The sequence below is a fragment of the Novosphingobium sp. PP1Y genome (assembly GCF_000253255.1).
In the GTDB taxonomy this organism is placed as follows: domain Bacteria; phylum Pseudomonadota; class Alphaproteobacteria; order Sphingomonadales; family Sphingomonadaceae; genus Novosphingobium.
This window is the reverse complement of the sequence record NC_015583.1, coordinates 843,744-867,675: the sequence shown is the minus strand read 5'-3', so window position 1 is coordinate 867,675 and position 23,932 is coordinate 843,744. Positions and strand designations below refer to the sequence as shown.

Annotated in this window: 23 protein-coding genes and 4 pseudogenes; 14 read left to right on the top strand and 13 right to left on the bottom strand. The window is 62.6% G+C overall.

Features of this window, described 5'->3' with window-relative positions:
• Positions 1 to 64: 64 nt before the first annotated feature.
• From PP1Y_RS04810 to PP1Y_RS04800, 3 genes are read right to left on the bottom strand one after another with little or no spacing between them, the layout of a single operon-like run.
• On the bottom strand, positions 65 to 1,054 hold the full coding sequence (locus PP1Y_RS04810) for a tyrosine-type recombinase/integrase (protein ID WP_013836960.1): 990 nt from the start codon (positions 1,052 to 1,054) through the stop codon (positions 65 to 67).
• Positions 1,051 to 1,956, bottom strand: coding sequence for a tyrosine-type recombinase/integrase (locus tag PP1Y_RS04805; RefSeq protein WP_013836959.1), 906 nt, complete (start codon positions 1,954 to 1,956; stop codon positions 1,051 to 1,053). The genes PP1Y_RS04810 and PP1Y_RS04805 overlap by 4 nt, the downstream gene beginning before the upstream one ends.
• A complete protein-coding gene (locus PP1Y_RS04800; protein WP_232512263.1) occupies positions 1,956 to 3,065 on the bottom strand; it encodes a tyrosine-type recombinase/integrase in 1,110 nt (369 codons plus the stop codon). Before PP1Y_RS04800 ends, PP1Y_RS04805 begins: the two co-directional genes overlap by 1 nt.
• Before the next feature lie 142 nt (positions 3,066 to 3,207).
• On the opposite strand from PP1Y_RS04800, the gene PP1Y_RS04795 reads away from it, so the two are divergent.
• The 3 genes from PP1Y_RS04795 to PP1Y_RS04790 all read left to right on the top strand — a co-directional run bounded on the left by PP1Y_RS04795 (position 3,208) and on the right by PP1Y_RS04790 (position 5,115).
• Positions 3,208 to 4,575 (top strand): transposase family protein, encoded by a 1,368-nt coding sequence (locus tag PP1Y_RS04795; protein WP_232512261.1) that lies wholly within the window; start codon positions 3,208 to 3,210, stop codon positions 4,573 to 4,575.
• Positions 4,572 to 4,772 carry a hypothetical protein gene (locus tag PP1Y_RS26325; RefSeq protein WP_232512260.1) on the top strand — a complete coding sequence of 67 codons (201 nt, stop codon included), beginning with the start codon at positions 4,572 to 4,574 and terminating at the stop codon, positions 4,770 to 4,772. The genes PP1Y_RS04795 and PP1Y_RS26325 overlap by 4 nt, the downstream gene beginning before the upstream one ends.
• Positions 4,773 to 4,857: 85 nt before the next feature.
• Complete coding sequence (locus PP1Y_RS04790; protein WP_041558588.1) at positions 4,858 to 5,115, top strand: type II toxin-antitoxin system ParD family antitoxin; 258 nt, start codon at positions 4,858 to 4,860, stop codon at positions 5,113 to 5,115.
• A gap of 18 nt (positions 5,116 to 5,133) precedes the next feature.
• Here PP1Y_RS04790 and PP1Y_RS04785 read toward each other — a convergent pair whose 3' ends face one another.
• Both PP1Y_RS04785 and PP1Y_RS04780 read right to left on the bottom strand, forming a co-directional pair.
• On the bottom strand, positions 5,134 to 5,772 hold the full coding sequence (locus PP1Y_RS04785; protein WP_013836956.1) for a plasmid pRiA4b ORF-3 family protein: 639 nt from the start codon (positions 5,770 to 5,772) through the stop codon (positions 5,134 to 5,136).
• A pseudogene (locus PP1Y_RS04780) lies at positions 5,769 to 6,002 on the bottom strand (transposase domain-containing protein); the annotation flags it as partial. The gene PP1Y_RS04785 and the pseudogene PP1Y_RS04780, both read right to left, overlap by 4 nt.
• Positions 6,003 to 6,308: 306 nt before the next feature.
• On the opposite strand from PP1Y_RS04780, the gene PP1Y_RS04775 reads away from it, so the two are divergent.
• Positions 6,309 to 6,488, top strand: coding sequence for a hypothetical protein (locus PP1Y_RS04775; RefSeq protein WP_013833472.1), 180 nt, complete (start codon positions 6,309 to 6,311; stop codon positions 6,486 to 6,488).
• Entirely contained in the window at positions 6,475 to 8,547 is a 2,073-nt protein-coding gene (locus PP1Y_RS04770; protein ID WP_013833473.1) for a recombinase family protein, read from the top strand. Before PP1Y_RS04775 ends, PP1Y_RS04770 begins: the two co-directional genes overlap by 14 nt.
• 28 nt (positions 8,548 to 8,575) lie before the next feature.
• Here PP1Y_RS04770 and PP1Y_RS04765 read toward each other — a convergent pair.
• The 3 genes and pseudogenes from PP1Y_RS04765 to PP1Y_RS04755 form a co-directional block, all read right to left on the bottom strand.
• A pseudogene (locus tag PP1Y_RS04765) lies at positions 8,576 to 10,003 on the bottom strand (IS66 family transposase); the annotation flags it as partial.
• 115 nt (positions 10,004 to 10,118) lie between these two features.
• On the bottom strand, positions 10,119 to 10,385 hold the full coding sequence (gene tnpB / locus PP1Y_RS04760) for an IS66 family insertion sequence element accessory protein TnpB (protein WP_065762387.1): 267 nt from the start codon (positions 10,383 to 10,385) through the stop codon (positions 10,119 to 10,121).
• Positions 10,386 to 10,414: 29 nt separating this feature from the next.
• A complete protein-coding gene (locus tag PP1Y_RS04755; protein WP_041558388.1) occupies positions 10,415 to 10,783 on the bottom strand; it encodes a transposase in 369 nt (122 codons plus the stop codon).
• A 77-nt stretch (positions 10,784 to 10,860) separates the two neighbouring features.
• Between PP1Y_RS04755 and PP1Y_RS25235 the strand changes: the two genes are divergently transcribed.
• Positions 10,861 to 11,184, top strand: a complete 324-nt coding sequence (locus PP1Y_RS25235) for a type II toxin-antitoxin system RelE/ParE family toxin (protein WP_013836954.1) — start codon at positions 10,861 to 10,863, stop codon at positions 11,182 to 11,184.
• A gap of 104 nt (positions 11,185 to 11,288) precedes the next feature.
• On the opposite strand, the gene PP1Y_RS04750 is transcribed toward PP1Y_RS25235, so the two are convergent.
• The 4 genes and pseudogenes from PP1Y_RS04750 to PP1Y_RS04735 form a co-directional block, all read right to left on the bottom strand.
• A complete protein-coding gene (locus PP1Y_RS04750; protein ID WP_013836953.1) occupies positions 11,289 to 12,077 on the bottom strand; it encodes an integrase in 789 nt (262 codons plus the stop codon).
• A 157-nt stretch (positions 12,078 to 12,234) separates the two neighbouring features.
• Positions 12,235 to 12,489: pseudogene (locus PP1Y_RS04745) on the bottom strand (IS110 family transposase); the annotation flags it as partial.
• Positions 12,490 to 12,669: 180 nt separating this feature from the next.
• Positions 12,670 to 14,895 (bottom strand): TonB-dependent receptor, encoded by a 2,226-nt coding sequence (locus PP1Y_RS04740; RefSeq protein WP_013836952.1) that lies wholly within the window; start codon positions 14,893 to 14,895, stop codon positions 12,670 to 12,672.
• Positions 14,896 to 15,089: 194 nt separating this feature from the next.
• Entirely contained in the window at positions 15,090 to 16,469 is a 1,380-nt protein-coding gene (locus PP1Y_RS04735; RefSeq protein WP_013836951.1) for a PLP-dependent aminotransferase family protein, read from the bottom strand.
• Between the two features lie 297 nt (positions 16,470 to 16,766).
• On the opposite strand from PP1Y_RS04735, the gene PP1Y_RS04730 reads away from it, so the two are divergent.
• Genes PP1Y_RS04730 through PP1Y_RS04695 form a run of 8 tightly spaced genes read left to right on the top strand, consistent with a single transcriptional unit; the run spans position 16,767 to position 23,392 of the window.
• Positions 16,767 to 17,249 carry an MSMEG_0572/Sll0783 family nitrogen starvation response protein gene (locus PP1Y_RS04730; RefSeq protein WP_013836950.1) on the top strand — a complete coding sequence of 161 codons (483 nt, stop codon included), beginning with the start codon at positions 16,767 to 16,769 and terminating at the stop codon, positions 17,247 to 17,249.
• A gap of 13 nt (positions 17,250 to 17,262) precedes the next feature.
• Positions 17,263 to 18,309, top strand: coding sequence for a Nit6803 family nitrilase (locus tag PP1Y_RS04725; RefSeq protein WP_013836949.1), 1,047 nt, complete (start codon positions 17,263 to 17,265; stop codon positions 18,307 to 18,309).
• Positions 18,233 to 19,369 carry an MSMEG_0568 family radical SAM protein gene (locus PP1Y_RS04720; RefSeq protein ID WP_232512258.1) on the top strand — a complete coding sequence of 379 codons (1,137 nt, stop codon included), beginning with the start codon at positions 18,233 to 18,235 and terminating at the stop codon, positions 19,367 to 19,369. The genes PP1Y_RS04725 and PP1Y_RS04720 overlap by 77 nt, the downstream gene beginning before the upstream one ends.
• Positions 19,369 to 19,911, top strand: a complete 543-nt coding sequence (locus PP1Y_RS04715; protein ID WP_013836947.1) for an MSMEG_0567/Sll0786 family nitrogen starvation N-acetyltransferase — start codon at positions 19,369 to 19,371, stop codon at positions 19,909 to 19,911. The genes PP1Y_RS04720 and PP1Y_RS04715 overlap by 1 nt, the downstream gene beginning before the upstream one ends.
• Positions 19,908 to 20,882, top strand: a complete 975-nt coding sequence (locus tag PP1Y_RS04710; protein ID WP_013836946.1) for a sll0787 family AIR synthase-like protein — start codon at positions 19,908 to 19,910, stop codon at positions 20,880 to 20,882. Before PP1Y_RS04715 ends, PP1Y_RS04710 begins: the two co-directional genes overlap by 4 nt.
• Positions 20,875 to 21,162, top strand: coding sequence for an MSMEG_0570 family nitrogen starvation response protein (locus tag PP1Y_RS04705; RefSeq protein WP_041558385.1), 288 nt, complete (start codon positions 20,875 to 20,877; stop codon positions 21,160 to 21,162). Before PP1Y_RS04710 ends, PP1Y_RS04705 begins: the two co-directional genes overlap by 8 nt.
• Before the next feature lie 23 nt (positions 21,163 to 21,185).
• Entirely contained in the window at positions 21,186 to 22,490 is a 1,305-nt protein-coding gene (locus tag PP1Y_RS04700) for an MSMEG_0569 family flavin-dependent oxidoreductase (RefSeq protein ID WP_013836945.1), read from the top strand.
• A 14-nt stretch (positions 22,491 to 22,504) separates the two neighbouring features.
• Entirely contained in the window at positions 22,505 to 23,392 is an 888-nt protein-coding gene (locus PP1Y_RS04695; protein WP_051009956.1) for a Pnap_2097 family protein, read from the top strand.
• A gap of 124 nt (positions 23,393 to 23,516) precedes the next feature.
• Here the strand turns inward: PP1Y_RS04695 and PP1Y_RS25230 are convergent.
• A pseudogene (locus PP1Y_RS25230) lies at positions 23,517 to 23,914 on the bottom strand (IS6 family transposase); the annotation flags it as partial.
• Between the last annotated feature and the right edge of the window lie 18 nt (positions 23,915 to 23,932).

Below are 23,932 nucleotides of genomic sequence, written 5' to 3'. Positions count from 1 at the left end.
TAATGGGGAGTTGGCGGCGATCTGGTCGCTCTTTCACACATTTCGCCGCCTGCTCAACTCACCATTACGAAGTGCTCTTTAGCAATGCCATCAGCTTGTCGGTCGGTTGGAACGTTCCGCGCCGCAGATGCGGTGGTACAATTGCTTCCATGGCTTCGAGCTTTTCAGTCGGATCGCCGCGCGTATAGACTTCGGTGGTCGTCAACGTGGCATGGCCGAGCCATAGCGATACTTTCCGGATGTCTTGTGTCGCCTGCAGGATGATCATCGCGCAAGTATGCCTGAGTACATGAGGCGAGACGCGCTTCTTGGCGAGACCTTGCTGATGGTAAGCCGCCACCGCGGCGTGCTGCTTGAGCAGATAGGCAAAGCCCCATCGGCTCAGAGGTTCACCACGGGCGCTGATGAACACTTCGGGTGTCGCCACCTTTCCGCGAATGGCGAGCCAAGTGCGCAGTGCGGTGGCCGCCGGCTTCCACAGCGGCAGCACTCGTTCCCGCCTGCCCTTACCAACAACGCGTATGCTCATTGACGATATGTCGATATCGTCGATCTTCAGACTCGTCAGTTCCGAGACGCGCAATCCTGCACACACGGCCACATGCAGCATGGCTCGGTCGCGGATGCCGTCGCGCGTCGTCGGATCCGGAGCATCGAGCAGCGCTTGCAGCTCTTCGCGCAGCAGATAGGGAACGAGACGCGTGTCCGTCTTCTTGAACGGAATCGCCAGCACGCGGCGAACTTGATCGAGCGCTGCCGGTTGCCGGTATTCGAGGAAGCGGAAGAACGACTTGATGGCTGCTAGACGAACGTTTCGCGTCACGGCGGCATTCTTGCGCTTATCCTCGAGATGCTCGAGGAAGGCGCTGACCAATCCGGAGTCGATCTGCTCCAACATCAGCCTGGATGGTTTACTCTTGAGTCTTGCAGCGGCGAACTCAAACAGTAGTTGGAAGCTCTGGGCATAGGAATCGCATGTGTGGCGGCTGGCGCCCCGCTGATGGACAAGTGTTTCGCGCATGAATGTTTCGATGAGGGGAGCGATCGGCGTCATGCTTGCGCTCCCTCTGACAAGAACGCTTCTCCCGACACGGCTATGTCGCGCACAAGGTCAGCGGTTGCTTCCAGGTACCAGTAGGTGGAGTAGATGTTGACGTGTCCCATATACGTCGCGAGCGCGACCATATGCGCACCGCATCCAGTTCGGCCCGACGGACTACCTTGTAGCGCCCGCACCGCGAAGGTGTGTCGCAGATCGTGCAGCCGAGGACGCAACCCCGATGTTGACCGGATGCCAACTTTGGCTACCAGCCTGTCGAAGGTTTCTTTGACTGCAATGTAGCGCAGTGGCCGGCCATGCATGTCGGCGAACACGGGATCATCTCCCGAGCCAGGTCCGCGACGCTCCAGGTAACCTTGCAAGCCTGCCGCCGCCGTCTCATGCAATGGCACGAGACGGGTCTTGCGGAACTTGGTCTCACGGATCAGCAGACCGTCGCTGGTTATATCCGTGAACGTGAGCTTGAGTGCTTCAGAGATGCGCAGCCCCGTGGCCGCGAGCAGGGCGATCAAGGTCGCGTACGTCAGCGAGCGTAGGCCTCCTTGAGGTCGCAGTTGGCCGGCAGCTTCGATCAGGCGACTAATCTCTGTGCCCGAGTAAATGTGCGGCGGTCGACGCCGTTTGCGGGTGCCGAAGTGATTGGCCGGGGGCAACTCGTGCCGAGCATCTTCGATGCGGATATGGCGTGCGAAGCGGCAAACGGCCTTCAGTCGAGCATCGCGTTGCGCAATGGACGGTCCGAGCGCAGCCCAGTCGATGGCTGTTTGGGTGTGAACATGCGTGTGCCCGCGCTCAGCCGCAAAGGCGCCAAAGCTCTTGAGCAGGTGCTCGGCATTCGACATCGCAAAGCCAGTGGTACGGCGCAGTGCGAGATAGGTCTCGATGGTTTCCAGCATCAGAGTGCCTCCGGCCAAGGCTGCGCCACCTGCTTCAGAAGAGTGACATCGGCTTTGGCGTAGTGGGCCGTCGTGTCGATGCCCCTATGCCGGAGGACCAGGCCGATCTTGTCGAGTGGCACCCCATGGCGCAGCATCTCGGTCGCTGCGGTGTGCCGCAGGGCGTGCGCACCCTTGACGGGCGTCATGACGCCAGCCCGCTTCATAATACGCCTGACCACCGAAGAGACGCCGTCACCGTTCAGGAACGGGCGACTCGGCGCGATCGTGCTCAGGAACACGCGATCGCTTCGACAGCACGACGGTCGGTATTCAAGATAGGCCGCGATCGCATCCCCGACCTCCTGGGGGAGCGGCAAGCGAACCTCATGGCGCGACTTGCCCGTCACCCGCAGTGAACCCGCCTGCCACTCGATATCAGTAAGACGGAGCTGCGCCACGTCGCCGGCCCGCAGACCGAGACGAGCCAGCAGCAGCACGATGGCGCGATCGCGCCGACGCGCGCTGGCGTCACCATCGCAGGCAGCAATCATCTGGCTGACCTGTTCGCCCGAGAGATATCGCGGCATCTCAGCAAGCTGCCAATGAGCGAAGGCCGGAACGGCATAATCGAGACCAGCCCGGCAGTGCCCCTGAACGGCAAGGTAGCGCAAAAATGCCCGTAGGCTCGTGGTCATCTTCTCGATGGTGCCGCGCCCGCATATCCTTCCGCGCTTCATGACGTAGCCGCGGATATCTGCGGGACTCCAACGCATCGGGTCCGTTTCGAGTTCTGCCATGATACTGACTGCATCGCGCCCATAGAGCCCTATCGTCGCATCGGATGCCCCGCGATGTTTGCTGAGCCAGGTTCTAAAGCCGGCAACCAACGGCGGTTCGACAAGCCGGATCGCCGCGGCTGCGGGTTTGCACACGCCTATTTCTTCGAGGTGCCGACGGAAAAGCCTTGCGCCGTAAACGGTGTGGTGGTTGCGCCGTCCTCCCGTGGCGCGCGGACATCGGCACGTTCGCAGATGCTGTTCGAACGCCTCCAAATCGATGTCGCTGACGCTTGCATCACGTTCGGCCATTACATGGCCGATATGAGATGCCGCGCGCAGATAACGCACGGCCGTCTCGTGTCACACGAACTGACAAACTGACCCCGCATTGCCTCAAGCAATATGTTACCGGTAGGATTGCTGTCCCGAGGGGGACGGAGGCTGTTCTGTCATCCAGACTCGGGGATGGCGGATGGGCAGGCGGATCAGCATGGCGACACGTTCCGAATTGGTTGAGGCGATTGTCGAGCGGTATCGATCCTGCTCTCGGGCGAGCAAGCAGCAGATCCTGGACGAGTTCGTTGCGGTCACCGGCTATCATCGCAAGCACGCGATCCGCGTGCTTGGACGCCGCGAGACGAAGCCGCCGCGCGACCGGCGTCAGGCGATCCGTTACGGCGGCGATGTCCGCGAGGCGCTGGTGGTGTTGTGGGAGGCGTCGGATCGCCTCTGCTCAAAGCGCCTGAAGCCGTTGATCCCGGTTCTGCTACCGGCGCTCGAGCGGCACGACCGGCTCGACGTCAGTGCCGAGCTGCGCGACAAGCTGCTCACGGTGAGCGCGGCGACGATGGACCGGCTGCTGTCGGAGGTGCGTATTGTCGCGGGCGGCGGGCGGCGGCGTCGGACCGGCATGAGCTCCGCAGTGCGCCGGTCGGTTCCGGTCCGCACCTTCGGGGACTGGAACGATCCTGTGCCCGGTTATGTTGAGGTCGACTTCGTGGCGCATTCCGGCACCTCTTCCTCCGGCAGTTTCGTGCAAACGATGGTGCTGACCGACATCGCCACGGGGTGGACCGAATGCGTGCCGGTCCGCAGTCGCGACAGCAGCCTGGTGGTTGCGGCGATCCAGCAAGCGCAGCGGCTCTTTCCGTTCCCACTCCTGGGCGTAGACTTCGACAATGACAGCGCCTTCATGAATGAACTCGTGGTCTGCTGGTGCCGAAGCCAGGGTCTGGAGGTGACGCGCTCCCGGGCCTATCGCAAGAATGATCAGGCGTGGGTCGAGCAGAAGAACGGCGCCATCGTCCGGCGCCTGGTGGGCTACGGCAGGTTCGTGGGAGCGGAGGCGACAGCGGCGCTCAGCCGCTTGTACGATGTGGTGCGGCTGCACGGTAATCTGTTCCAACCCTCGTTCAAACTGCGGGAGAAGACCCGGATCGGTGCGCGCATCATCAAACGCTATCATCCGCCCACGCCGCCGGCCGCGCGCGTGCTGGCGCATCCCGATGTGGCCGGGGCCGACAAGGCACGGCTGAGCCGGATGCTGGAAACGGCCGATCCCGTGATGCTGTTCGCAGGCATCCGGGCAGCACAAGACGATCTGGGGAAACGCGTCGATCGCCGCGGGCTGAATGCCAAGCCTGAGGAGCCGGTCGTTGTCGACCTGCAGCGCTTTGCCGCCAATCTGGAGACAGCCTGGCAGGCGGGCGAGACGCGGCCCACGCATCGGCGTCCCTATCGGCGAACCAAGCCCTATCCCAAAAGGCCGAGCATGCTCGATCCGTTCGAGGCGCAATCCGCGCGTGGATCGCGGCGGACCCGACGCTCTCGGCAGCCGCAGTGTTGCAGCGGCTTATGAGCGCCGATCCGTCACGCTTCACGAAGAAGAGCGAGCGAACGGTGCAATTAGCCGTGAAGGCGTGGCGCGCGGAAATCACCGGGCAGATCATCCTCAATGGTGACTGGATGAAGGGCTTCGCCCTATCTCCACCCGCCGCGGCGGGTGGAGATAGGGCGCACCTCGCAACCGCTCAGCCCGGTAACAATCTTCGGTGAGGCAACACGAGGGGTCAAATCCTCAGTTCGTTTGACAATTGACAAGCTTTGCCAATCTTTGCTATTTCAGGGCATGGAGGTTGCCATGGCTACGATGAACATCTCACTGCCCGATCCGATGAAGCAATGGGTGGAAGCGCAAGCTGATACTGGTCGGTATAGCAATGCCAGCGACTATGTGCGCGATCTTATCCGCCGTGACCAGGAACGCGCCGACAAGATTGCCGCCATGCAGCGCCTTGTCGACGACGCCCGAGCTGGCGGTCTGAGCGATGAGACGATGGCGGATATCCGGGCGCGAGCGATCAGCCAGGCAGGCCTGCAAGCCGTAGCCATCCGGTGAAGGCCGCGGCGGCCGTGGCTAGGTCGCCTTTGGTTTGGCGATGCGCTTTGCTGCGGCGTTGCGCCTGGCGGCGATACGCGCGAGTGATGCCTCGATCGGCAAGGTGTCGAGTTCGCCGGGGTCGTAGCCATCGAGCCAGTCGTTGATTTCGGCATGCTGCTCGTGCGTGGGATCGGACCTGATCTCCAGCATGTCGTAGAATCCCGAGATGCCTCCGCAATCCTCGGGAGGACAGTCGCGCTGGCCGTCGATGAAGCGCGGATAAGCGAGAGCCGGGTCACCCTGTCGATCATCGCTCAGGGTGAGCGTGTGCTGCCGGTCGTCACCAAAGTCGTAGGAATACGCAATCGTGGTCGTGCCGGGAGCGAGAACATCGCGCAGGCGGACGCGCGCGGCAATCTTGCGCGGAGCGGTTCCCCAGTCGTCTTCCATCGGGAGGCCATAAGTCTGACCGTCAATGCGCATCTCCCAGAGATGGTAATCGAACCATCCCATCGCGGCCTGGACGATGTCGTGCAGAACCTTGAGAGTGACCGAGGTCGGCACTTCGACCAATCGCCAAATCGGCGGGTTGCTGTCCTTAAGCTCAATGCGCAGCGTTGCGATCTGCAGAAAACTGTCGATGGCCGTGGGCCTGTCTGTCGATCGGGCGGTCATGCCACCTGCGATAGCACTCCGGGCCGGACTTGCCAGTTCCAGGGAAGCAGTTCGTCGAGTCGGTTGACGGGATGCTCGGCAATGCGGGCCAGGACATCGGCCAGCCAGGCTTGCGGATCGATGTCGTTGAGCCGGGCGGTCTGGATCAACGAGTAGAGTACGGCGGCGCGCTGTCCGCCGCGATCGGAGCCGCAGAACAGCCATGCCTTGCGCCCAAGGGCCATCGCCCGTTCATTCTGCCCATGTCGGCGAAGAGCGGGAAGTTCACTATCTTTGGCATCCCTATTTTGGGCGGAAAGTCAGCGTTCGGCGGGTAGAGGAACGAGCGACCGGCAGGTTCCTTAGGGTGGAAGGCCCGTCTGGCATTGTCGTTTCAATGCCGGAGTGGATGGTGGATCCCGTCGCCTGCGCCGAGATGAGAATCGGCCCGCCCCAAGTTGATGTCGCGGCGCTGACCGAGCTGAACGGGCTGGTCACCGCGGTGGCTGCTTCACCAAACTCCCAACGCGATGATGGAGTCGCATGGGAGGAAGTCGATGAACAAGCACGACAGGCCCGCACCGGCCTCGGGCAGACAGATGAGCCTGATATTCGAGCCCCGCAGGGTGGACGGGATGAACGATGCGGAACGGGCGAAGGCCGTAATCACGCTCGCTCAAATCCTGATGCAGGCCGCCGGCCTCGTCGTCGAGGAGTTCGGCGATGACCGACGCTAATCTGATCCCGGCGCAGCTGCTGAAGCGCAAGGCCGTCGTCTATGTGCGTCAATCGACACAATCCCAGGTCATGGCCAACCTGGAAAGCCAGCGACGGCAATACGACCTCGTCGACGTTGCGCGTCAGCACGGCTTCACCGATATCGAAGTCATCGACGATGATCTCGGACGATCCGCGAGCGGAACCGTTGCGCGGCCCGGCTTCGATCGTTTGGTCGCATCGTTGTGCGCGGGCAAGGTGGGTGCCGTGTTGTGCCTTGATGCGTCCAGGCTCGCGCGAAATGGTCGCGACTGGCACCATCTGCTGGAACTGTGCGGGCTCGTTGAAGCCCGTGTCATCGATCATGATGGCGTGTACAATCCTTGCCAGCCCAACGACCGCCTGCTCCTGGGAATGAAGGGGAGCATCAGCGAGTTCGAGCTCGGCGTTCTCAGGACGCGAATGCTCGATGCAGCAAAGTCGAAGGCGCGCCGCGGCGAATTGCGCTTGTCTGTCCCGTTCGGCTACATTTGGCACCGCGAAGCGGGCTTGGACCTCGATCCCGATCTACGCCTGCAAGAGGTAATCAGGCTCATCTTTGCGCGCTTCCGAGAGCTGGGCAGTGCGCGTCAGGTGCTGTTGTCGATGAAGGCCGATCAAATCCACTTCCCGCGACCGTCGGACGAAGGCCGCATGACCAGCTTCACATGGTTGCCGATCCGCTATCGCAACGTCATCGCCGTTCTCAAAAACCCCTTCTACGCAGGCGTTTACGTTTACGGAAAAAGCGAGAAGCGAACCTCCATTGTCGATGGGCGAGCCCGGCGGAGCTACGGGCACGGCAAGCCGGTGGGGACCTGGGAAGTCTTCATCAAGGATCACCATGAGGGGTACATCAGCTGGGAAGAATACGAGCGCAACCAGAAGCAGCTGGCACTCAACAACTATGGCAGCGCCGGCGGTGTGAAATCCGGCCGAGGAGGCCGAGCGCTACTCTCGGGCATCATGACGTGCCGACGGTGTGGACGGCGACTGACGGTCACCTATACCGGAAACCCGCAGAGCCGACCGGTGTATCGCTGCGACAAACCAAACCTGATGATGGGCTTGCCCCGATGCATGACCTTCGGCGGTCCACGGGTGGATGCAGCAGTTGCGCGCGAACTGCTACGCGCGGTAGAACCCTTGGCGATCGAGGCCGCGTTAGAGGCGGAGCGGATGCACAGGGAACGACAAGAAGAGCAGCGCCAGATTCTCGACCTGGAACTCCAGCAGGCGCGTTACGAGGCCCGCCTTGCCGAGCGCCGCTACGCTGCCTGTGATCCCGATAATCGCCTGATAGCGGCGCAGCTGGAGAAAAACTGGGAAACCGCATTGCGGCGCATCCGTGATCTGGAGGCGCGCCAGCCCGCAGAAAACCCGTCAACCATCGAGGTCGATCAGGGTGCGTTCGCCAATCTGGCGGAAAACCTGTCGGCGGCGTGGAACGCTCCGGATGTGACGATGCGCGCTCGCCAGCAACTGCTACGCACATTGATCGCCGACATCGTCGTCGATGTCGATGATGCCGTGCGTGACGTCGTGCTCACAATCCATTGGCGGGGCGGTCAGCACTCGGAACTGCGGGTTCGCAAGCCGAAAGCCGGCGAGCACGGTTGTGCAACAGCGGAGGATGCGCTGGAGGTGATGCGCAGCATGGCGGGCCGTTGGTCCGACGAGCATATCGCCGCGACGCTCAATCGGATGGGCTTGCCTACAGGCCAGGGCAAAACCTGGACGGCGCACCGGGTCTACTCTGTTCGGCGCGTGCGAGGGATCGATGCCTACCGGTCTGCGGTGAAAGACGGCGAATGGCTCACCATGACTGAGGCGGCCAAAGCGCTTGGCACCTCAAGCCATACGGTAAGACTTCTCATCAAAACCGGCGTGCTTCCGGCGGTGCAGGTCGTACCGCGCGCGCCGCATCAAATCCGCTCCGCCGATCTGATGTCGGAAGCGGTAAAATCTGCGATGGCCCGAAAGGGTCGCCCGTGTCGCGTTGTTGACGCGGATATGCTTCCAATGTTTACAGATACTTGAATATGGAGTGCATAATGAAACACGCTTCGGCAACGCAGCGCAGTGCCCGTTCGGCGGCGTTGTTGGTGATGCAGATCCGACCATCGCCGAGGAACCTCGTGAAGGCATCCCAGCGTCGGAGCATGTAGTTTATCGCCTTGGCCAGATCGTGGCTGCGCGAGAGCTTCGCGAGCTGGGCGGCGAGCCAGGCGTGCAGATCCGCGATCAGCGGGGCGCTGCGGTCCTGCCGGACGGCGAGGCGTTCCGCTGCTGCCTTGCCACTGATGCCACGCTCGATCTCGAACAGGGCATCGAGGCGCTGCACGGCTTCCAGCGCGATCGGATAGATCATGCCGGTGCGCTCACCGCGGCTCTTCCGGCGCGCGGCGGCCTCGACGTCGGCGAGTTCAAAGAACTTGCGCCGTGCGTGTGCGAAGCAGCCGGCCTCGATCACGGGCGCAGGCTGACGGCCGGGCGCGTAGAGCTCGTTGTAGCCGCCATAAGCATCGGCCTGCAGAAGCCCTGCCCAGGACGCCAGATGCGCCCGAGGATGCTCGCCGCGCCGGTCGCGGGAATAGTGGAACAGGGCTGCGGGCGGATCGCTGCCGGCAAAGGGCCGGTCATCGCGAACGTAGACCCAGAGCCGCGCGGTATCGGTCTTGCCCTTGGCAAGGACCGGCACGGTCGTATCGTCGCCATGCAAACGCCGTGCAGCCAGGACATGGGCCTCGATCCGTCGGTAGAGCGGCATCAGCGCGAAGGCCGCCGCGCCTACCTGATCGGCCAGCGTCGAAGTGCTGAGTGCCACGCCTTCGCGGGCAAAGCGCTCGGCCTGGCGGTTAAGGGGCTGGTGCTGGCCATACTTCTCGAACAGCAGCATGGCGAGGAAACTGGGCCCAGCCCATCCGCGCGGTACCACATGGAACGGCGCCGGGGGCTGCGTGATCTCCTCGCAATCCCGGCACGAAAACTTCTCGCGCACCGTCTGGATCACCTTCCACTGGCGCGGGATCACTTCGAGCGTCTCGGTCACATCCTCGCCGAGCTTCGACAGGCGCGCGCCGCCGCAGGACGGGCACGAACACGGCGCGGGAATGACGACGCGCTCGCGCGGGAGATGTTCGGGGAACGGCTTGCGGCTCGGCCGCTTGCGCGCGAAGGCGGCGACATGGGCTGTCCTGGCGGCGGCAACTTCGGCGGCCAGATCATCCTCGCAGGCATCGGCCTCGAGGTCTTCCAGCTGAAGCTCAAGCTGGTCGAGAAGCCGACGGCTGCGCTCGGCGCTGGCGCCATATTGCTCGCGGCGCAGCTTGGCGATTTGCAGCTTGAGGTGGGCGATCATCGCCTCGGTCGCGCTCTCGCGGGCCATGGCATTGGCGAGGCGCGCTTCGGCATCATCGGCGCGTTCGAGCGCGGCGGACAGCAGCGCCTTGAGCGCTTCGGCGTCGTCCGGGAGGGGCGATGCGGCGGTGTCCATGACGAGCATGGAATCACAGATCGGCGCAGCATTGAAGCCGAAAATGCGCCGGAAGGCGAAGAAAGTGGCCGGCCTATCCGGCGCTCTGCGGGCGCCAGGAATACTGCGGGTTACGCTAGTCGATCCCCTCCAGCAGGCAGGACAATTGCGCGTTGGTCAGCGAGACGATCCCGTCCTTCGCCGAGGGCCACACGAAGCGTCCCTTCTCGAGCCGCTTGGAATGAAGGGATATGCCGATACCGTCGTGCCAGATGATCTTGATCAGCGATCCCGTCCGTCCGCGAAACACGAACAGGTCGCCCCCGTGTGGGTCGCGCTTCAGGCCCTGCTGGACCTGCAAGGCCAGCCCCTGCATCCCTTTGCGCATGTCCGTGTGCCCCATGGCGATCCACACCCGCGCGCCCGTTAGTATCACCGCAGCGCCTTCAAGGTCGCGCTGACCAGTGCGGCGGGCGCTCCGGCCGAAATGCGAACGCTCCGGCCTTCGCCCAGTTCGACGGTGATCACGGGACAGCGATCACAGCCGTCCACCTTCTCATCCTTGGCGAGGACCGCCTGGGCAAAGGTTGCCTCCACCATCGGAAGGGATGCCCCTTCGGCCTGTTCGCGTCGCAGATTACGCCGCCAGGTGTAGATCAGGCTGGTCGAGACGTCCCGCCGCCGGGCTACGTCCGCGACACATGCGCCCGGCGCGAAAGCCTCGGCCAAGATCTGGAACCGTTCCTCGTCCCGCCACCGACGCCGCCGCTCCGGCCCCGTCATTACCGTGATCTGCCCCATGCTGCGCTCCTAAGCTCGCTCATACGAGCGCTCTTAAGACCGGTCGTTCACTAACCGGACAAGGCGGGGCTCACCGGATGGGTACTGCAAGCCTGACTGTGCCACGTTTTCACTTAACACGCGCCGCAGCCGACGATCTGACAGCCATTTTTCTGGAAGGCATCGAGCAGTTTGGCTTGCCGCAGGCTGACGGTTATCACGAAGGGCTGAGTGCGATTTTCGCGTTTCTCGCAGACTATCCCCATGCCGCGCGCTTGCGAGAGGAAATCTCGCCGCCAGTTCGCGTGCATCCCTACAAGGCCCACCTGGTGATTTATGATGTAGGAAATGAGGGCGAGGTCATCATTCTACGCGTCCGGCATGGTCGGGAAGATTGGACATCATCGAATTACGACGGTTAGCCGTGAAAAGGTCCGCGCTGGCGGCCAATCCGCAGAGATTCTCGCCACACTTAGCGTTTCTCATGCCGACCAACTCTCGCCGTTCCGCTGCGCTCTCTGGAACGTCAGCTTACACCTGACCGCAGACCATAGGCAGCGAGGAGTTGCAGGATCGCATGGTCCCGTAACCCTGCCGGTGACTTGTCCTTCTCGGCACTCTCCAGCACGGCGATGATCTGCCCGCGGTCCAGGACCGAAGGTACGCCTTCATATGCATAAAGCGTCGGTGCCAGGACATGCCCGGACAGATCCGTCGTAACGCGACCTGTGACATGGAGGTAGCGCAGTAACGCGCGAAGCCGCTCTGCGACAGACTTCAGCGAGCAGCGCCTCAATTTCGGCGCGCGCAAATCCATGTAGTGGTCAATGTCAGTCACGCTCAGAACCGCCAAACCGTCGAGCCCATGATCGATCTGCCAGGCAAGGAAGTTCCGGGCTTCCCACATCAGCGCTGCAACGCTGGAACAAGCCAACCCGCGTTCCTCACGCAGCCAGATTTCGTATTCGGCGCAGATTGAAAATCGGACCTCATCGGCCTCGCAGGCTGGCTTGATGGCTGGCGGCCATTGGCCGTGAACAAGCCGCAACAGTGCGTGAATTCCGGAGCGTGGGACCTCGTGCCAGCGCGCGCTGGGACCTCGACCACGCTGCTTTTCGAACTGGACGATTGCGTGCCGCAGATATTGTTCCACATGCAAGTCGATCACGTCCGCGACCGTGATGCCCCGCTGCCCCAGATAATCGAGAAATCCAGACGCGTAGGCGCAGTAGTTCCTCACCACCACCGGGCTGTATCGCTGACCGATAAGCGACGACTTGAGTGCGGCGATTAGTTCATGATGGTTATCCGACATTGGCGGCTCCTCTGCTGGTCGATTGACCCGCAGAGGTTCGGCTCCAAATAATGCGAAGCAAGCCGATCCAAAAACGGTGAAAATCCGCCAATCAGGCCGCGTTCCTCCGCATTATGGGAACCTCGTGATTAGTCATATTATGGCGAGGTGAGCATAACTTGACGAAAGGCTTCACGTAAGCAGGCGGGATGAGCCGCACCTCATGGCCCACCTTGCCGATCTCGCGGCCCCAGAAATGGGCGCCGCCACAGGCTTCCATGGCGACGACGCAGCGCGGCAGCTGACCGAAAAACGCCAGCACCTGGTCTCTCCTCAGCCTTTTGCGCAGAACCGCTCGGCCCGCGCCGTCAGCCCCATGTACCTGAAACACGTGCTTTGCCAGATCGAGTCCGACCGTGATAATCTCTAACATGACCGCTCTCCTTTGTGGATCGTTGCAGACCCACCTTGGCACAGAGATGCCGTCGGGGGGCGGTCACATCATCAGAGCCTTCCCCTTGCCCCTCTCCCCAACCTCACAGTGCAAACGAACAAAAAAATGGCGGGCACGACAGGAATGTCGTACCCGCCATTTGAGGGTGGGAGGGAGAAACTAGAATTTGATCCCCGCGCGCACTCCGTACGTCCGTGGGTCGGCAACGGTGATATAGGCAAACGATCCGGTCGACGCCGACGTCACCACGATGCTGTTTTCCAGGTTTTTGGCAAAGGCCTGAAGATACCAGCGATTGTCCGGTGCGTTGTAGGCGACTTGCACGTCCGTCTTGGTATAGGACGGAACGCGGAACTGATTGGCCGTGCCGAGCGCGGCGATCTGATAACTGTCCGAAACCCGCGTGCGAGCACCGAGCTGGATATTGCCGCCATTCGCAAGATTGATCTGATGTGTATATCCGGCCGCGACAACCCATTCGGGCGAACGGTCGAGCGCTCGGCCAGCCCAGTCGTCGGTCGGGGTAAGCAGGAACTCGGTAAAGCGCGCATCGAGCCAGGCGACGCTAAGATCTAGTTTACCTCCGTCATAAGGTTCGATGACGGACTCCGCTTCGACACCGTCGACTTTCGCCTTTCCGGCGTTGGTAGTTACGCGGCAAGGCCCCCCGCAAAGCTGGGTCAGCTGGCTGAGCTGGATGTTGGTATAGTCGTAGTGGAAAGCCGAAAGGTTGAGGCGGACCCGGTTGTCGGCAAAGCGGGTCTTGAGACCCACCTCGTACGCGGTCAGCTCTTCAGGCTGGTAGTAGAGCGCGTCGCGTGTCTGGGCGCAACCGGGGGCGGTACCCACTTCGCAACCGTCGTTGAAGCCACCGGCCTTGTAACCAGTCGAGACGACCGCATAGAGCAATGAACGACTGTCGAGGTCATAATCGAGGCCTGCGCGCCAAGTAACCTTCGAGAACGTCCCCTGCGCATTGTTTGGGGCCAGCGTGTCGCCCGCCTGGTCGCACGCGGGGGTCTGACAGGTGACCGAGAAGCCGACGCGCGACTTTTCATCATGCGAATAGCGAACGCCGCCAGTGACCCGAAGCGTGTCGGTCAGGCTGTAAGTCGCCTGTCCGAACAGCGCCTTCGATTCGGCGATAGTCGGATCCTGCGGGAAGCCGCGGGTATAGCCCCTGGTCCCCGGCGTGGGTGACGTGAAGCCGAAGATGTAATACCCGATGGCCGACTTTTCCTTGAAATAATAAACCCCGGCCTGCACCTTCAGCGGACCGGCGTTGCCGGCAGAAAAGCGGAGTTCATGGCTCGTCTGCCAATAGCTTCCATCGAAATCGTTCGCGGCGGTACCGGCGCTGCGAACGATGACGAAGCCCTGCTCGTCGCGGTCGAATTCGCGATACGAACCGAGGTAATTCACCGTGACCGGGCCGAGATCGTACTCGAAGTCGCCTAAGACGCCCCAGGTACTGTTCCGGCGATCGAGCGAACCCGAAAACGGCAGGCCGAACGTCATAAGGTCGTCGGCGCTCTTGTCCGCACCGTTGTAGATCGGGGTCGATCCGGAAGTCGCGTAGTTGGAGTAGAAGTTCGAGACGGGAAGGATATTTGCGGTCTGGCCGCGCATCCGCGAGTAATCACCGCGGAGCAGCAGCGACCCGTTGCCGAAGTTGAACAAAGCCGACAAACGACCCGACAGGTTGTTCTTGTAGGGATCAAGGGAGGCATCGAACGCCGGACCGGCGATCATCGTGCTGTCACGATAGTCGTAGTTCGCCGCCGCGCGCACGGCGATGTTGTCACTGACGGGCAGGTTGACAACGCCAGTCAGCTGGCGCGTGTCGTAATTGCCGTAAGTCGCGTCGACCGAACCCGAAAAGCCCGACACGCTCGGCTTGTTGGCAATGATGTTGACCAAACCGGCGGTGGTGTTGCGACCAAACAGGGTTCCCTGCGGACCGCGTAACACTTCAACCCGCGCAATGTCGAAGAAGCTTACTTCCTGAACCTGCGGACGGGCGATGTAGATACCGTCGACCATAAAGGCGGCCGACGGATCGCCCTTTTCGGTGCCGTCAGAACTCGAAACGCCGCGAATCGTGATCTGCAGTCCGTTGGCGCGATCGATCGAGAGGTTGGGAACCTGCTCTGCAAGCGTCGTAGGGTTGGAAATACCGGCAGCAGTCAATTGCTCGCCGCTGACGGCGCTCAGCGCGACAGGCGTCTTTGAGGCCAGTGATTGCGATCGGGTCGCAGTTACAATGATGTCGCCGCTGGCTTCGTAGTTATCGTCTTCGACGGCATCTTGGGCATAGGCGGCGTTAATGGTTCCGGTCGCAATAGCGATCGCGATTGCCACTGCCGATGTACGGATATGATTCATCTGGCTCATCCCTCATGTATTGTTAAGCCGGAGTGATCAAGGAAGTGATCGGGCGACTTTGAGCTTAGCAAACGACAAAAGCCCTTCACCCGACAAATGCTGCCTTTTAACTTCCAAAATGTAACGCTTGAGGATCGCGGCCTTCGGCGATGAGCAAGGTCCCTTCCGTCGCGATAAATCGGTCCTTGCGCCGGTCAGGCGAACATCGGCCCACTGTCGGTTTCGTAAGCGAGAACGTCGGCCAAGAACTCTAGCGAAGTCCGAACTTCCGCGCGGCTCAGCACGCCGCCAAGCGAGATGCGCACGGCCTCCGGCGGAGAATCGCCGACGACGAATGCGTCGCTTACAACAATGCCGATGTCGGATGCGCGCATCCTCGCAGCGAAGGCGGCGCGCTGCCACGGCTCGGGCAGAGCCATCCACAAATGAAAGGCTTCGGGGTGCGAGCGAACATGCTGCCGCGGCAGTATTTCCGCGACCAGCCGTTGGCGAAAGGCGCATTCCTTGCGGATCGCTTCGATCACCATTCGCGCGGTGCCGTCCTCGATCCATGTCGTCGAGACCGCTGTTGTCAATGGCGAGGCCATGACCGCCAAGGTCCGCAGGAGGTTGGCCACCGGCCAGAGCCGCCGCTGATCGGGCGCGACCAGATAGGCGATGCGCAATCCCGCCCCGACGCACTTCGACAGGCTTGCGACGTAGTAGGTGATGTCGGGGGCCAATTGCGCGAAAGCGGGCGGTGGTCGCCGCAGCAGCGCGGAATAGGCATCGTCCTCGATGATCGCGACGTCGTGCCGACGGGCTATTTCGATGACCTTGACCCGCCGTTCCTCGGGCATCGTCGAAGTGGTCGGGTTCAGGAGCGTTGGGTTGAGGTACAGCACCTTGGGGCGATGTTCCACACACAGAGTCTCAAATGCGTCGGGCTCGATCCCCTCGTCGTCGAGCGGAACGCCCACGAGCCTCAATCCCAGCTGGCCTGCAACGGCCTTGATGCCCGGATAGGTCAGTGCCTCGCAGAACAGGATGTCGCCCGGCGCAGTCAGGCTTCGCAGGATGGCGTGAAAGGCGATGTGCGTGCCCGGGCAGATGACAAGCCGCTCGGGATCGACATTGACACGGCGCTCTGCCAGCAGCCTGACCGCCGATTCGCGCTGGACCCAGGTGCCACCGAACGCTTGGTATCGCATCAACGTGGGTAGGTCCCTCGTAGCCTTCAACATGGCGGACTGCATACGGTCGACCAACTCGCTGTTTTCCGGCTCGGGCGCGAGGTTCATGGTCAGGTCGGCAACCGAGGGACGTGCCGCAGGCTTGCGGCGACGGGGTTGCCCAACGACGAAAGTGCCCTGCCCGACCCGCGATTCCACCAGGCCACGCTTCTGTGCCTCCACATAGCCGCGTGCGACCGTCGTGAAGTTTATGCCCATCCGCTCGGCCAGTTCGCGCTGCGGAGGAAGCCGCTCAGAAATGAGCAGCTTTCCTTCACGCACGTCGGAGGCGATGGCCTCTGCTATTGCACGGTAATAAGGCTTCCCGAAGGCCTCGATGTCGGGCGTCCACTTATCTGACATGCTTTCTCCCCTGACGCACGATACGCTGCAGTCAAAATGCAGTCAATGCGCCATTTTGCCACAAATTGCGATGATCCTGCACGCTTGGTCTTCGCATCAAAACCGACCAATCCACCCAATTTCCCCGCTATATTCTCAATTCATCGTGAAAAAATAACAGATTGTCCTGCAACATGGCGATAATTGAATGCATTTTTATGTTTTAAGAAAAACAGTCAATTGACAACATATCGCGCTACAATCACTTTTTGATGGAGCCGACAATGAGTCGGTCGATCCAGCAAAAAGGACCGATCCATGCCCAAGATTACCGCCCCCGCCCACCAGACCGGCGACTTCCTCGTCGACTACGAGGAAAAGGTTTTCGAGGACGTCAAGGCCGAGCCCGGCGAGAAGGCGCTCGTCACGTTCCACACCGTCGCGTTCGAGGGCTCGATCGGCCTCGTCAACCTGCTCCAGGCGACCCGCCTGCAGCGTAAGGGCTTTGAAACCAGCGTCCTGCTCTACGGCCCCGGCGTCACCCTCGGCCTGCAACGAGGCTTCCCCAAGCTCGGCGACGAAGCCTTCCCCGGCCACCTAGCGATGAACAACCAGATCGAGAAGTTCATGAAAGAAGGTGGCAAGGTCTATGCCTGCCGCTTCGGCCTCCAGGCGCTCTACGGACACGGCGAAGGCTCGCTGATCCCCGGTATCACGCCGATCGCACCGCAGGACGTGCTCGACCTCATCCTTCTGCATCGCCGCGACAACGCCTTCATCCTCGACACCTGGACCCTTTGAGGAGGCCGGGTCGATGGAGGACAACGGATACGACAAGCGGGTCGTGCGCGTCGCCGCGGTGCAGGTCGCACCGGTGCTCGACCGCGCGGGCGGAACGCTCGAACGCGTGCTCAACGCCATCGCCGAAGGCGCGGACAAGGGCGTACAGTTCATGGTCTTTCCCGAGACTTTCCTGCCCTACTATCCGTACTTTTCCTTCATCGACCCGCCCTACCGGATGGGCGCGAAGCACCTCGAACTCTACGACCAGGCCGTCACCGTGCCCGGTCCGGTCACCCAGGCCCTTTCGGCCGCGGCGCGCCGCCATGCCATGGTGCTCGTCGTCGGCGTGAACGAACGCGATGGCGGATCGCTCTACAACACGCAATTGATCTTCGATGCCGACGGCACGCTAGCGCTCAAGCGGCGCAAGATCACGCCCACCTATCACGAACGGATGGTGTGGGGTCAGGGTGACGGTTCGGGGCTTCGCGCCGTCGACACCGCTGCAGGCCGCATCGGCGCGCTCGCCTGCTGGGAACACTACAATCCCCTCGCCCGCTATGCACTGATGGCCGATGGCGAGCAGATCCACGCCAGCCAGTTTCCCGGATCGCTCGTCGGCCCGCTGTTCCGAGACCAGATCGAGGCGGCGATCCGTCACCATGCGGCCGAGAGCGCCTGCTTCGTCGTCAACGCTACCGGCTGGCTGACCGAAGAGCAGCGCACCGCGATCGATCCGAGCGGCCAGCATCACAAGGCGCTCGCCGGCGGTTGCAACACAGCCATCATCTCGCCCGAAGGTCAGCATGTCGTTCCCCCGATGACAAAGGGCGAAGGCCTGCTCATCGCCGATTGCGACCTTTCGCTGGTGATGAAGCGCAAGCGGATGATGGATTCGGTAGGTCACTACAGTCGCCCCGAACTGCTCCGCCTCCAGATCGAAGACCGCCCCTTCCCCGCTCTCAACCGCGCCCAAGCTCACCCGTTCACGGAGACCCAGGATGGCCCAAAAGATGACCGATGCGACAACCGCGGCGATGATCGCACAGTTGCAGTCCTCCGGAATCCGGCTGGCTGATCCCCGCTCGGGTGCGTCGAGCCGCCGCGGCGGGGCGGGTCCGTCGGATCACAAGGCCATCACCATCGACGGCGTGACCGTGATGGTCCCCGTCCACACCGCGACCGCCTTCGACAGCCCGTTCGAAGCCAGCCGTCCCGATGCCGACGGCAACGCGACGCTGACCTGCGAGGGCCGCGCGCTGGGCACCATCGCCTTTCCCCCGCAGCCCCAGTTTTACGCGCTCGAAACCGCTGACGGCGTGCCCTATTCGCAGATCGCCACGCTTCATGGGCGCGACGTGCTCGCCACTACGGTCCTGCAGACCTGCATCCGCTACCAGAGCCGCACCAAGACCTGCCAGTTCTGCTCGATCGGCCAGTCTCTCGCCGCCGGGCGCACGATCGCGCAAAAGACCCCGGCCCAGCTTGCCGAAGTTGCCCGCGCGGCGGTGGAACTCGATGGCGTCAAGCACATGGTGATGACCACCGGCACCCCGCCTACGCCCGATCGCGGTGCCGCGGTCCTGGTCGAAAGCGCGCGCGCCATTCGCGCCGCGGTAGACCTGCCGATCCAGGCCCAGTGCGAACCGCCAGACCACGATGGATGGTTCACGACGATGCGCGATGCGGGGATCGACACGCTCGGCATGCACCTCGAAGTGGTGACCCCCGAAGTGCGAGCCCGGATCATGCCCGGCAAGGCCAGCGTGCCGATCGAACGCTACATGGAAGCCTTCCGCGCCGCCGTGCCCGTCTTCGGCCGGGGCCAGGTCTCCACCTATATCCTCGCCGGTCTTGGCGACACGCGCGAAGCGCTGCTCAAGATCTCGCAAGAGCTGATCGATATCGGCGTCTATCCCTTCATCGTGCCCTTCGTACCGATTTCGGGCACCCCGCTCGAAAGCCATCCTTCGCCCGCGCCCGCCTTCATGAGCTCGGTTCTGGAGCCGCTGGCCCGGATGCTGGCCGAAGGGGGACTGGCGGCAGAAAAAGTCAAGGCTGGTTGCGCTCGATGCGGGGCCTGCTCAGCCCTCTCGACCTTCGAGAAGCTGAAGCAGCCGGCAGGGCAGGTGGCGTGATGGAGCTTGTCGCCCCGCCGCCCTATCTCTCTGCCGACTACATCGTGCGGTTTGCCACACAGGAATGGGAACTTGCCGGTGCGGCAGCACTGCGCCACGCCGTCTTCTGCGAGGAACAGGGCCTGTTCGCGCTTCACGACCGTGACGACATCGACGAGCAGGCCTTGCCGATCATCGCCCTTTCGATGATCGGCGGACAGCCTGACGAGGTTATCGGCACAGTACGCATCCACAACCCCGAACCGGGCATCTGGTGGGGCTCGCGCCTTGCGGTCACCGCCTCGCACCGCAGGGTAGGCATGATCGGCCCGGCGCTTATCCGCCTTGCCGTATCGACGGCCCATGCCCGCGGTTGCGTCCGCTTTTTCGCGCAAGTCCAGGCCCGCAACGAGCTGCTTTTCCGCCGCATGAAGTGGCAACACCTCGACCAGATCGAGTTGCACGGCAGTCCCCATGTACTGATGCAGGCTGACCTTGCCCACTACCCGCCCATCGCCGACGGCGTTGCCGGGCTGCGGGCCGAAGTGCGCCGGGCAGCATGACCGACATCGTCGACCTCGCCGCACAGATCCGCGCCAGCCGCGGCCTGTCGCACAAGGCAGATATCGCGCCCGTCATGGCCGCACTCGGCATCGGCAGCGACGACACGGTTCCCGTGGGTGACGATGCCGCCGCCATCCCCGATGGCGAAGGTCACCTGCTGCTGGCCATCGAAGGCTTTGTCGAGGACTTCATTGCCGCCGATCCGTGGTTCGCCGGATATTGCGGCGTTATGGTCAACGTCAGCGACATCCTCGCCATGGGCGGGCGGCCGATCGCCGTCGTCGACGCCTTCTGGGCCAAGGACGAGGCCACCGCAATCCCGATGCTGTCAGGCATGCGAGCGGCCGCGCAACGCTATGGCGTTCCGGTGGTCGGCGGACATTCAAATCTCAAGGCGAACGGCGGCCAGCTTGCTGTCGCCATCCTGGGCCGAACGGAGCAGGTGGTTACGAGCTTCGGCGCACGCCCCGGCGATAACCTGCTGATCGCGACCGACATGGCTGGTCGCTTCCGCGAACCGTTCCCTTGGTGGGATGCCAGCACCAACGCCGGCGACGCGCACTTGCGCGAACTCATGCCCGTCATGCCCGATCTTGCCGCACAGGGCCGCCTGACCGCGGCGAAGGACATCAGCATGGCCGGCCCCATCGGCACTGCGATCATGCTAGCTGAAGCATCACGAGTCGGCCTTTCGATCGACCTCGACGCTGTGCCGCGGCCTGCCGGCATCGACTGGGATCGTTGGGCCAGCGCCTTCCCCAGTTTCGGCTTTGTCATGACCGCGCGGCCCGAAAACGTCGCCGCCGTTGTCGGCCGCTTCGCCGCTGCGGGGGTCGCTTGCGCCCCATGCGGCACCGTCACCGCAAGCCCTGACGTGTCGATTACCTCGCAAGGGGAACGTGCGCTCGTCTGGTCTGCCGCAGAACGCCTGATCGGCTGCCATTCCGTCCCGGAGACTTTCCATGCCTGAAATGATGTTTCGCGTCCGCTGGCCGGACGGCGAGCTCGCGACCTGCTTTTCACCATCCACGATAGTCGCCCAGCGCCTGATCGCGATGCACGACTATCCCGTTTCAGAGTTCACGCAAGTCGCGCGCGCCGCGCTCGAGGAAGCCAACGTCCGCGTCCGCGCCCGGTTCGGCATGGGCTGCGCCCACGCCATCGCGCAGATCGAACAGATCGAACTGCGCGCCGCCGAATTCGCTTCCGATCCCGACGCGACCGTCCGCGTCGAGGGCTTCGACCAATAACCCTTGCCAGCCAGGAAATTGCCATGACCAGAACCACCGAAGAAACGCTTTCCGCGCCGCCCGTCGCTCATCTTCCGGTTATCGTTGTCGGAGCGGGCCAGGCCGGGCTGTCGACCAGCTATCTGCTCAAGCAGCAGGGCATCGATCATCTCGTCCTCGAGAAGAACCGTGTCGGCCACAGCTGGGCGAACGAGCGGTGGGACAGTTTCTGCCTCGTGACGCCCAACCGCCAGTGCAACCTGCCAGGCTACAGCTACGGGCGCGAGTTCGGCGGCACGGATCCGCACGGCTTCATGCTTAAGGACGATATCGTGAAATTCGTGCGCAACTACGCCGAATTCGTGGACCCACCGCTCCGCGAAAGCGTGGCAGTCAGGTCGGTCCACCCGCTCGACGGCGGCGGCTATACGGTGGCGACCAGCGATGGCAGCTATACCGCCGACTATGTCGTTATTGCCATCAGTGGTTACCACACGCCGATCATCCCGCGCGCCGGACAGGGCCTGCCCGATGGCATAACCCAGATCCAGTCGCTCGATTACCGCAACCCCCAAGACCTGCCCGAGGGCGAGATCCTCGTCGTCGGATCGGGGCAGTCGGGCTGCCAGATCGCAGAGGACCTGATGCTGGCGGGGCGCAAGGTGCACCTGGCCGTGGGCGATGCACCCCGCGCGCCGCGCATGTACCGGGGCCGCGATGCGACCGACTGGTTGGAGGAGATGGGCCACTACGACATGCCGATCGACGAGCACCCGTCGAGTGAAAAGGTCCGCCAGAATGAGAACCACTATCTGACCGGACGTGACGGCGGGCGCGAGATCGACCTGCGCGATTTCGCGCTGCGCGGGATGAAGCTATACGGCATGCTTGCCGGTATCGAGGACGGGGTGGTGCGCTTCCAGCCCGACCTCACCCACCACCTCGATGCCGCGGACGCGACCTACCTACGCATCCGTGGAACGATCGATGCCTATATCGAACGCGAAGGCATCGATGCGCCCGAGGCCGCTCCGTACACGCCCTGCTGGTCGCCGGAGGAAGAGCCGTCCGAACTTGATCTTGCAGCGTCCAACATCTCGACGGTGATCTGGTGCACCGGCTTTCGCATGGACTTCGGCTTTATCGAAGCGCCGGTATTCGACGACCGCGGCTATCCCAGCCACGAGCGCGGGGTGGCCAGTGCCGATGGGCTCTATTTCCTCGGTCTGCCCTGGCTCTACACTTGGGGATCGGGCCGCTTTGCCGGGGTCGCGCGCGATGCCGCGCATGTCGTGGACCACATCGCAGTTTCGCTGCAGTCGGAACTTTCCCGGTCAGCCGTCGCCTGAAGAACTTGCCGCCTATGTACCTTCTCGAACAGCCCATGAGCGGCACGGACGCGGATGCAGCCGAAGCCCTCACATGGCCATCGCTCCTGCCGGTAGTCACCGGAATGCCGCAGTTGTGTCGTGCAGGGCTGTCCGAGAACTGGCTGTTCAAGGCCTGCGGGCATCGCCACTGGCTGGCGTTGTCGGCGGCCTACGGCCTCAGCTCGCCCGATTTTCGCGGCACGGACGGTCAGCGGCTCTACCCCGCCTTCACATCCATCGATCTGGTCGCACAGGGCGCGGGCCTTGGCGCGGTGGGAGAGAATGTCCGCATCGATTTCGCCTTGAGGCTCGAGCGTATCGGCCGCACGCGCTTTCGCAGCACGATCGCGGTCAGCGCCGACGGCCATCCGCTGGCCCAACTGACGATGGATTCGGCATTCGTGCACAGGGCGATCGCGGGGGCAAACAATTCGGCCACCCGAAGCGGTGTCGCGTTGCCGTGTCGGCTGCGCCTGCCCGCAGCCCACACTACAAAGCCTTTCCGTATCCATGCATGGGAAATGATGCTGGGATTCGCGAGAACGGATCGCCTCGTTCTGGCCAGCGTCACGCTCGACCCCGTTCCGCACGAGGATTTCAACGGTGCAGATTTCCTCTACTTCTCTGCCTTCCAGGCGATGCTTGACCGAGCCGAATGGACATGGTTCCGCACGACGGAAGGATTGCCGACCTCCTGTCGGCGCAGTATCTTCTATCTCGGCAATGCTGAACTTGGTGACCGGATCCAGCTTCACTTGTGCGGCCTTCGCGAACATGGCGGCGCCTCGCGCGATCACTGGGTGGAAATCCAGCGCGAGAGCGACGGCAAACTGATCGGGGTGGCGTTTAGCATGCGAAAAATGAACGCCGATCTACGCTAACCATGTCCTTCAGCGGCACGGCTCTGTTGCGAAGATTGACTGCAGCCGAAGGAGGTTTCTGCCTCTCGGCGATCAACCGGCTGCAACGAAGTGCTGGTTGAGCAGTTCCATGGTTTCGGCCAGGGCGCAGGGCCTTGCCCAGAAAGCGTTCGCAGCTTTGGCACTGCGCGTCGGCGAAAGGTAGAAATCGATCGTGTCGCCCCGCTTGTCGACCGCCCCGTACAGGTAGATCCACTCGCCCCAAACCTTGATGTAGGTTTCATCCAGGCGCCAACTCGGATCGAAGCCGCGCCGTCAGAGCCAGCACAGACGCTTTTCCATTTCTGGCGCATAGCGCTGAACCCAGCGATAGATCGTCGTATGATCGACCTCAACGCCGCGTTCCGCCAGTATTTCCTCAAGATCGCGGTAGCTGACCGGATAGCGACAATATCAACGAACCGCCTATAGGATCACCTCGCCCTCAAAGTGCCGCCACTTGAATCCGGCATCAGTCCTTCCGTTCCATCTCCGGCACGCCATTCTCATACTTCAGAATTT

Coding starts and splice junctions, on each gene's coding strand:
- PP1Y_RS04810 (WP_013836960.1), bottom strand. CDS start 1,054: ATGACGCCGATCGCTCCCCTCATCGAAACATTCATGCGCGAAACACTT.
- PP1Y_RS04805 (WP_013836959.1), bottom strand. CDS start 1,956: ATGCTGGAAACCATCGAGACCTATCTCGCACTGCGCCGTACCACTGGC.
- PP1Y_RS04795 (WP_232512261.1), top strand. CDS start 3,208: ATGGCGACACGTTCCGAATTGGTTGAGGCGATTGTCGAGCGGTATCGA.
- PP1Y_RS26325 (WP_232512260.1), top strand. CDS start 4,572: ATGAGCGCCGATCCGTCACGCTTCACGAAGAAGAGCGAGCGAACGGTG.
- PP1Y_RS04790 (WP_041558588.1), top strand. CDS start 4,858: ATGGCTACGATGAACATCTCACTGCCCGATCCGATGAAGCAATGGGTG.
- PP1Y_RS04785 (WP_013836956.1), bottom strand. CDS start 5,772: ATGACCGCCCGATCGACAGACAGGCCCACGGCCATCGACAGTTTTCTG.
- PP1Y_RS04775 (WP_013833472.1), top strand. CDS start 6,309: ATGAACAAGCACGACAGGCCCGCACCGGCCTCGGGCAGACAGATGAGC.
- PP1Y_RS04770 (WP_013833473.1), top strand. CDS start 6,475: ATGACCGACGCTAATCTGATCCCGGCGCAGCTGCTGAAGCGCAAGGCC.
- tnpB (WP_065762387.1), bottom strand. CDS start 10,385: ATGGGGCACACGGACATGCGCAAAGGGATGCAGGGGCTGGCCTTGCAG.
- PP1Y_RS04755 (WP_041558388.1), bottom strand. CDS start 10,783: ATGGGGCAGATCACGGTAATGACGGGGCCGGAGCGGCGGCGTCGGTGG.
- PP1Y_RS25235 (WP_013836954.1), top strand. CDS start 10,861: ATGGGTACTGCAAGCCTGACTGTGCCACGTTTTCACTTAACACGCGCC.
- PP1Y_RS04750 (WP_013836953.1), bottom strand. CDS start 12,077: ATGTCGGATAACCATCATGAACTAATCGCCGCACTCAAGTCGTCGCTT.
- PP1Y_RS04740 (WP_013836952.1), bottom strand. CDS start 14,895: ATGAATCATATCCGTACATCGGCAGTGGCAATCGCGATCGCTATTGCG.
- PP1Y_RS04735 (WP_013836951.1), bottom strand. CDS start 16,469: ATGTCAGATAAGTGGACGCCCGACATCGAGGCCTTCGGGAAGCCTTAT.
- PP1Y_RS04730 (WP_013836950.1), top strand. CDS start 16,767: ATGCCCAAGATTACCGCCCCCGCCCACCAGACCGGCGACTTCCTCGTC.
- PP1Y_RS04725 (WP_013836949.1), top strand. CDS start 17,263: ATGGAGGACAACGGATACGACAAGCGGGTCGTGCGCGTCGCCGCGGTG.
- PP1Y_RS04720 (WP_232512258.1), top strand. CDS start 18,233: ATGGCCCAAAAGATGACCGATGCGACAACCGCGGCGATGATCGCACAG.
- PP1Y_RS04715 (WP_013836947.1), top strand. CDS start 19,369: ATGGAGCTTGTCGCCCCGCCGCCCTATCTCTCTGCCGACTACATCGTG.
- PP1Y_RS04710 (WP_013836946.1), top strand. CDS start 19,908: ATGACCGACATCGTCGACCTCGCCGCACAGATCCGCGCCAGCCGCGGC.
- PP1Y_RS04705 (WP_041558385.1), top strand. CDS start 20,875: ATGCCTGAAATGATGTTTCGCGTCCGCTGGCCGGACGGCGAGCTCGCG.
- PP1Y_RS04700 (WP_013836945.1), top strand. CDS start 21,186: ATGACCAGAACCACCGAAGAAACGCTTTCCGCGCCGCCCGTCGCTCAT.
- PP1Y_RS04695 (WP_051009956.1), top strand. CDS start 22,505: ATGTACCTTCTCGAACAGCCCATGAGCGGCACGGACGCGGATGCAGCC.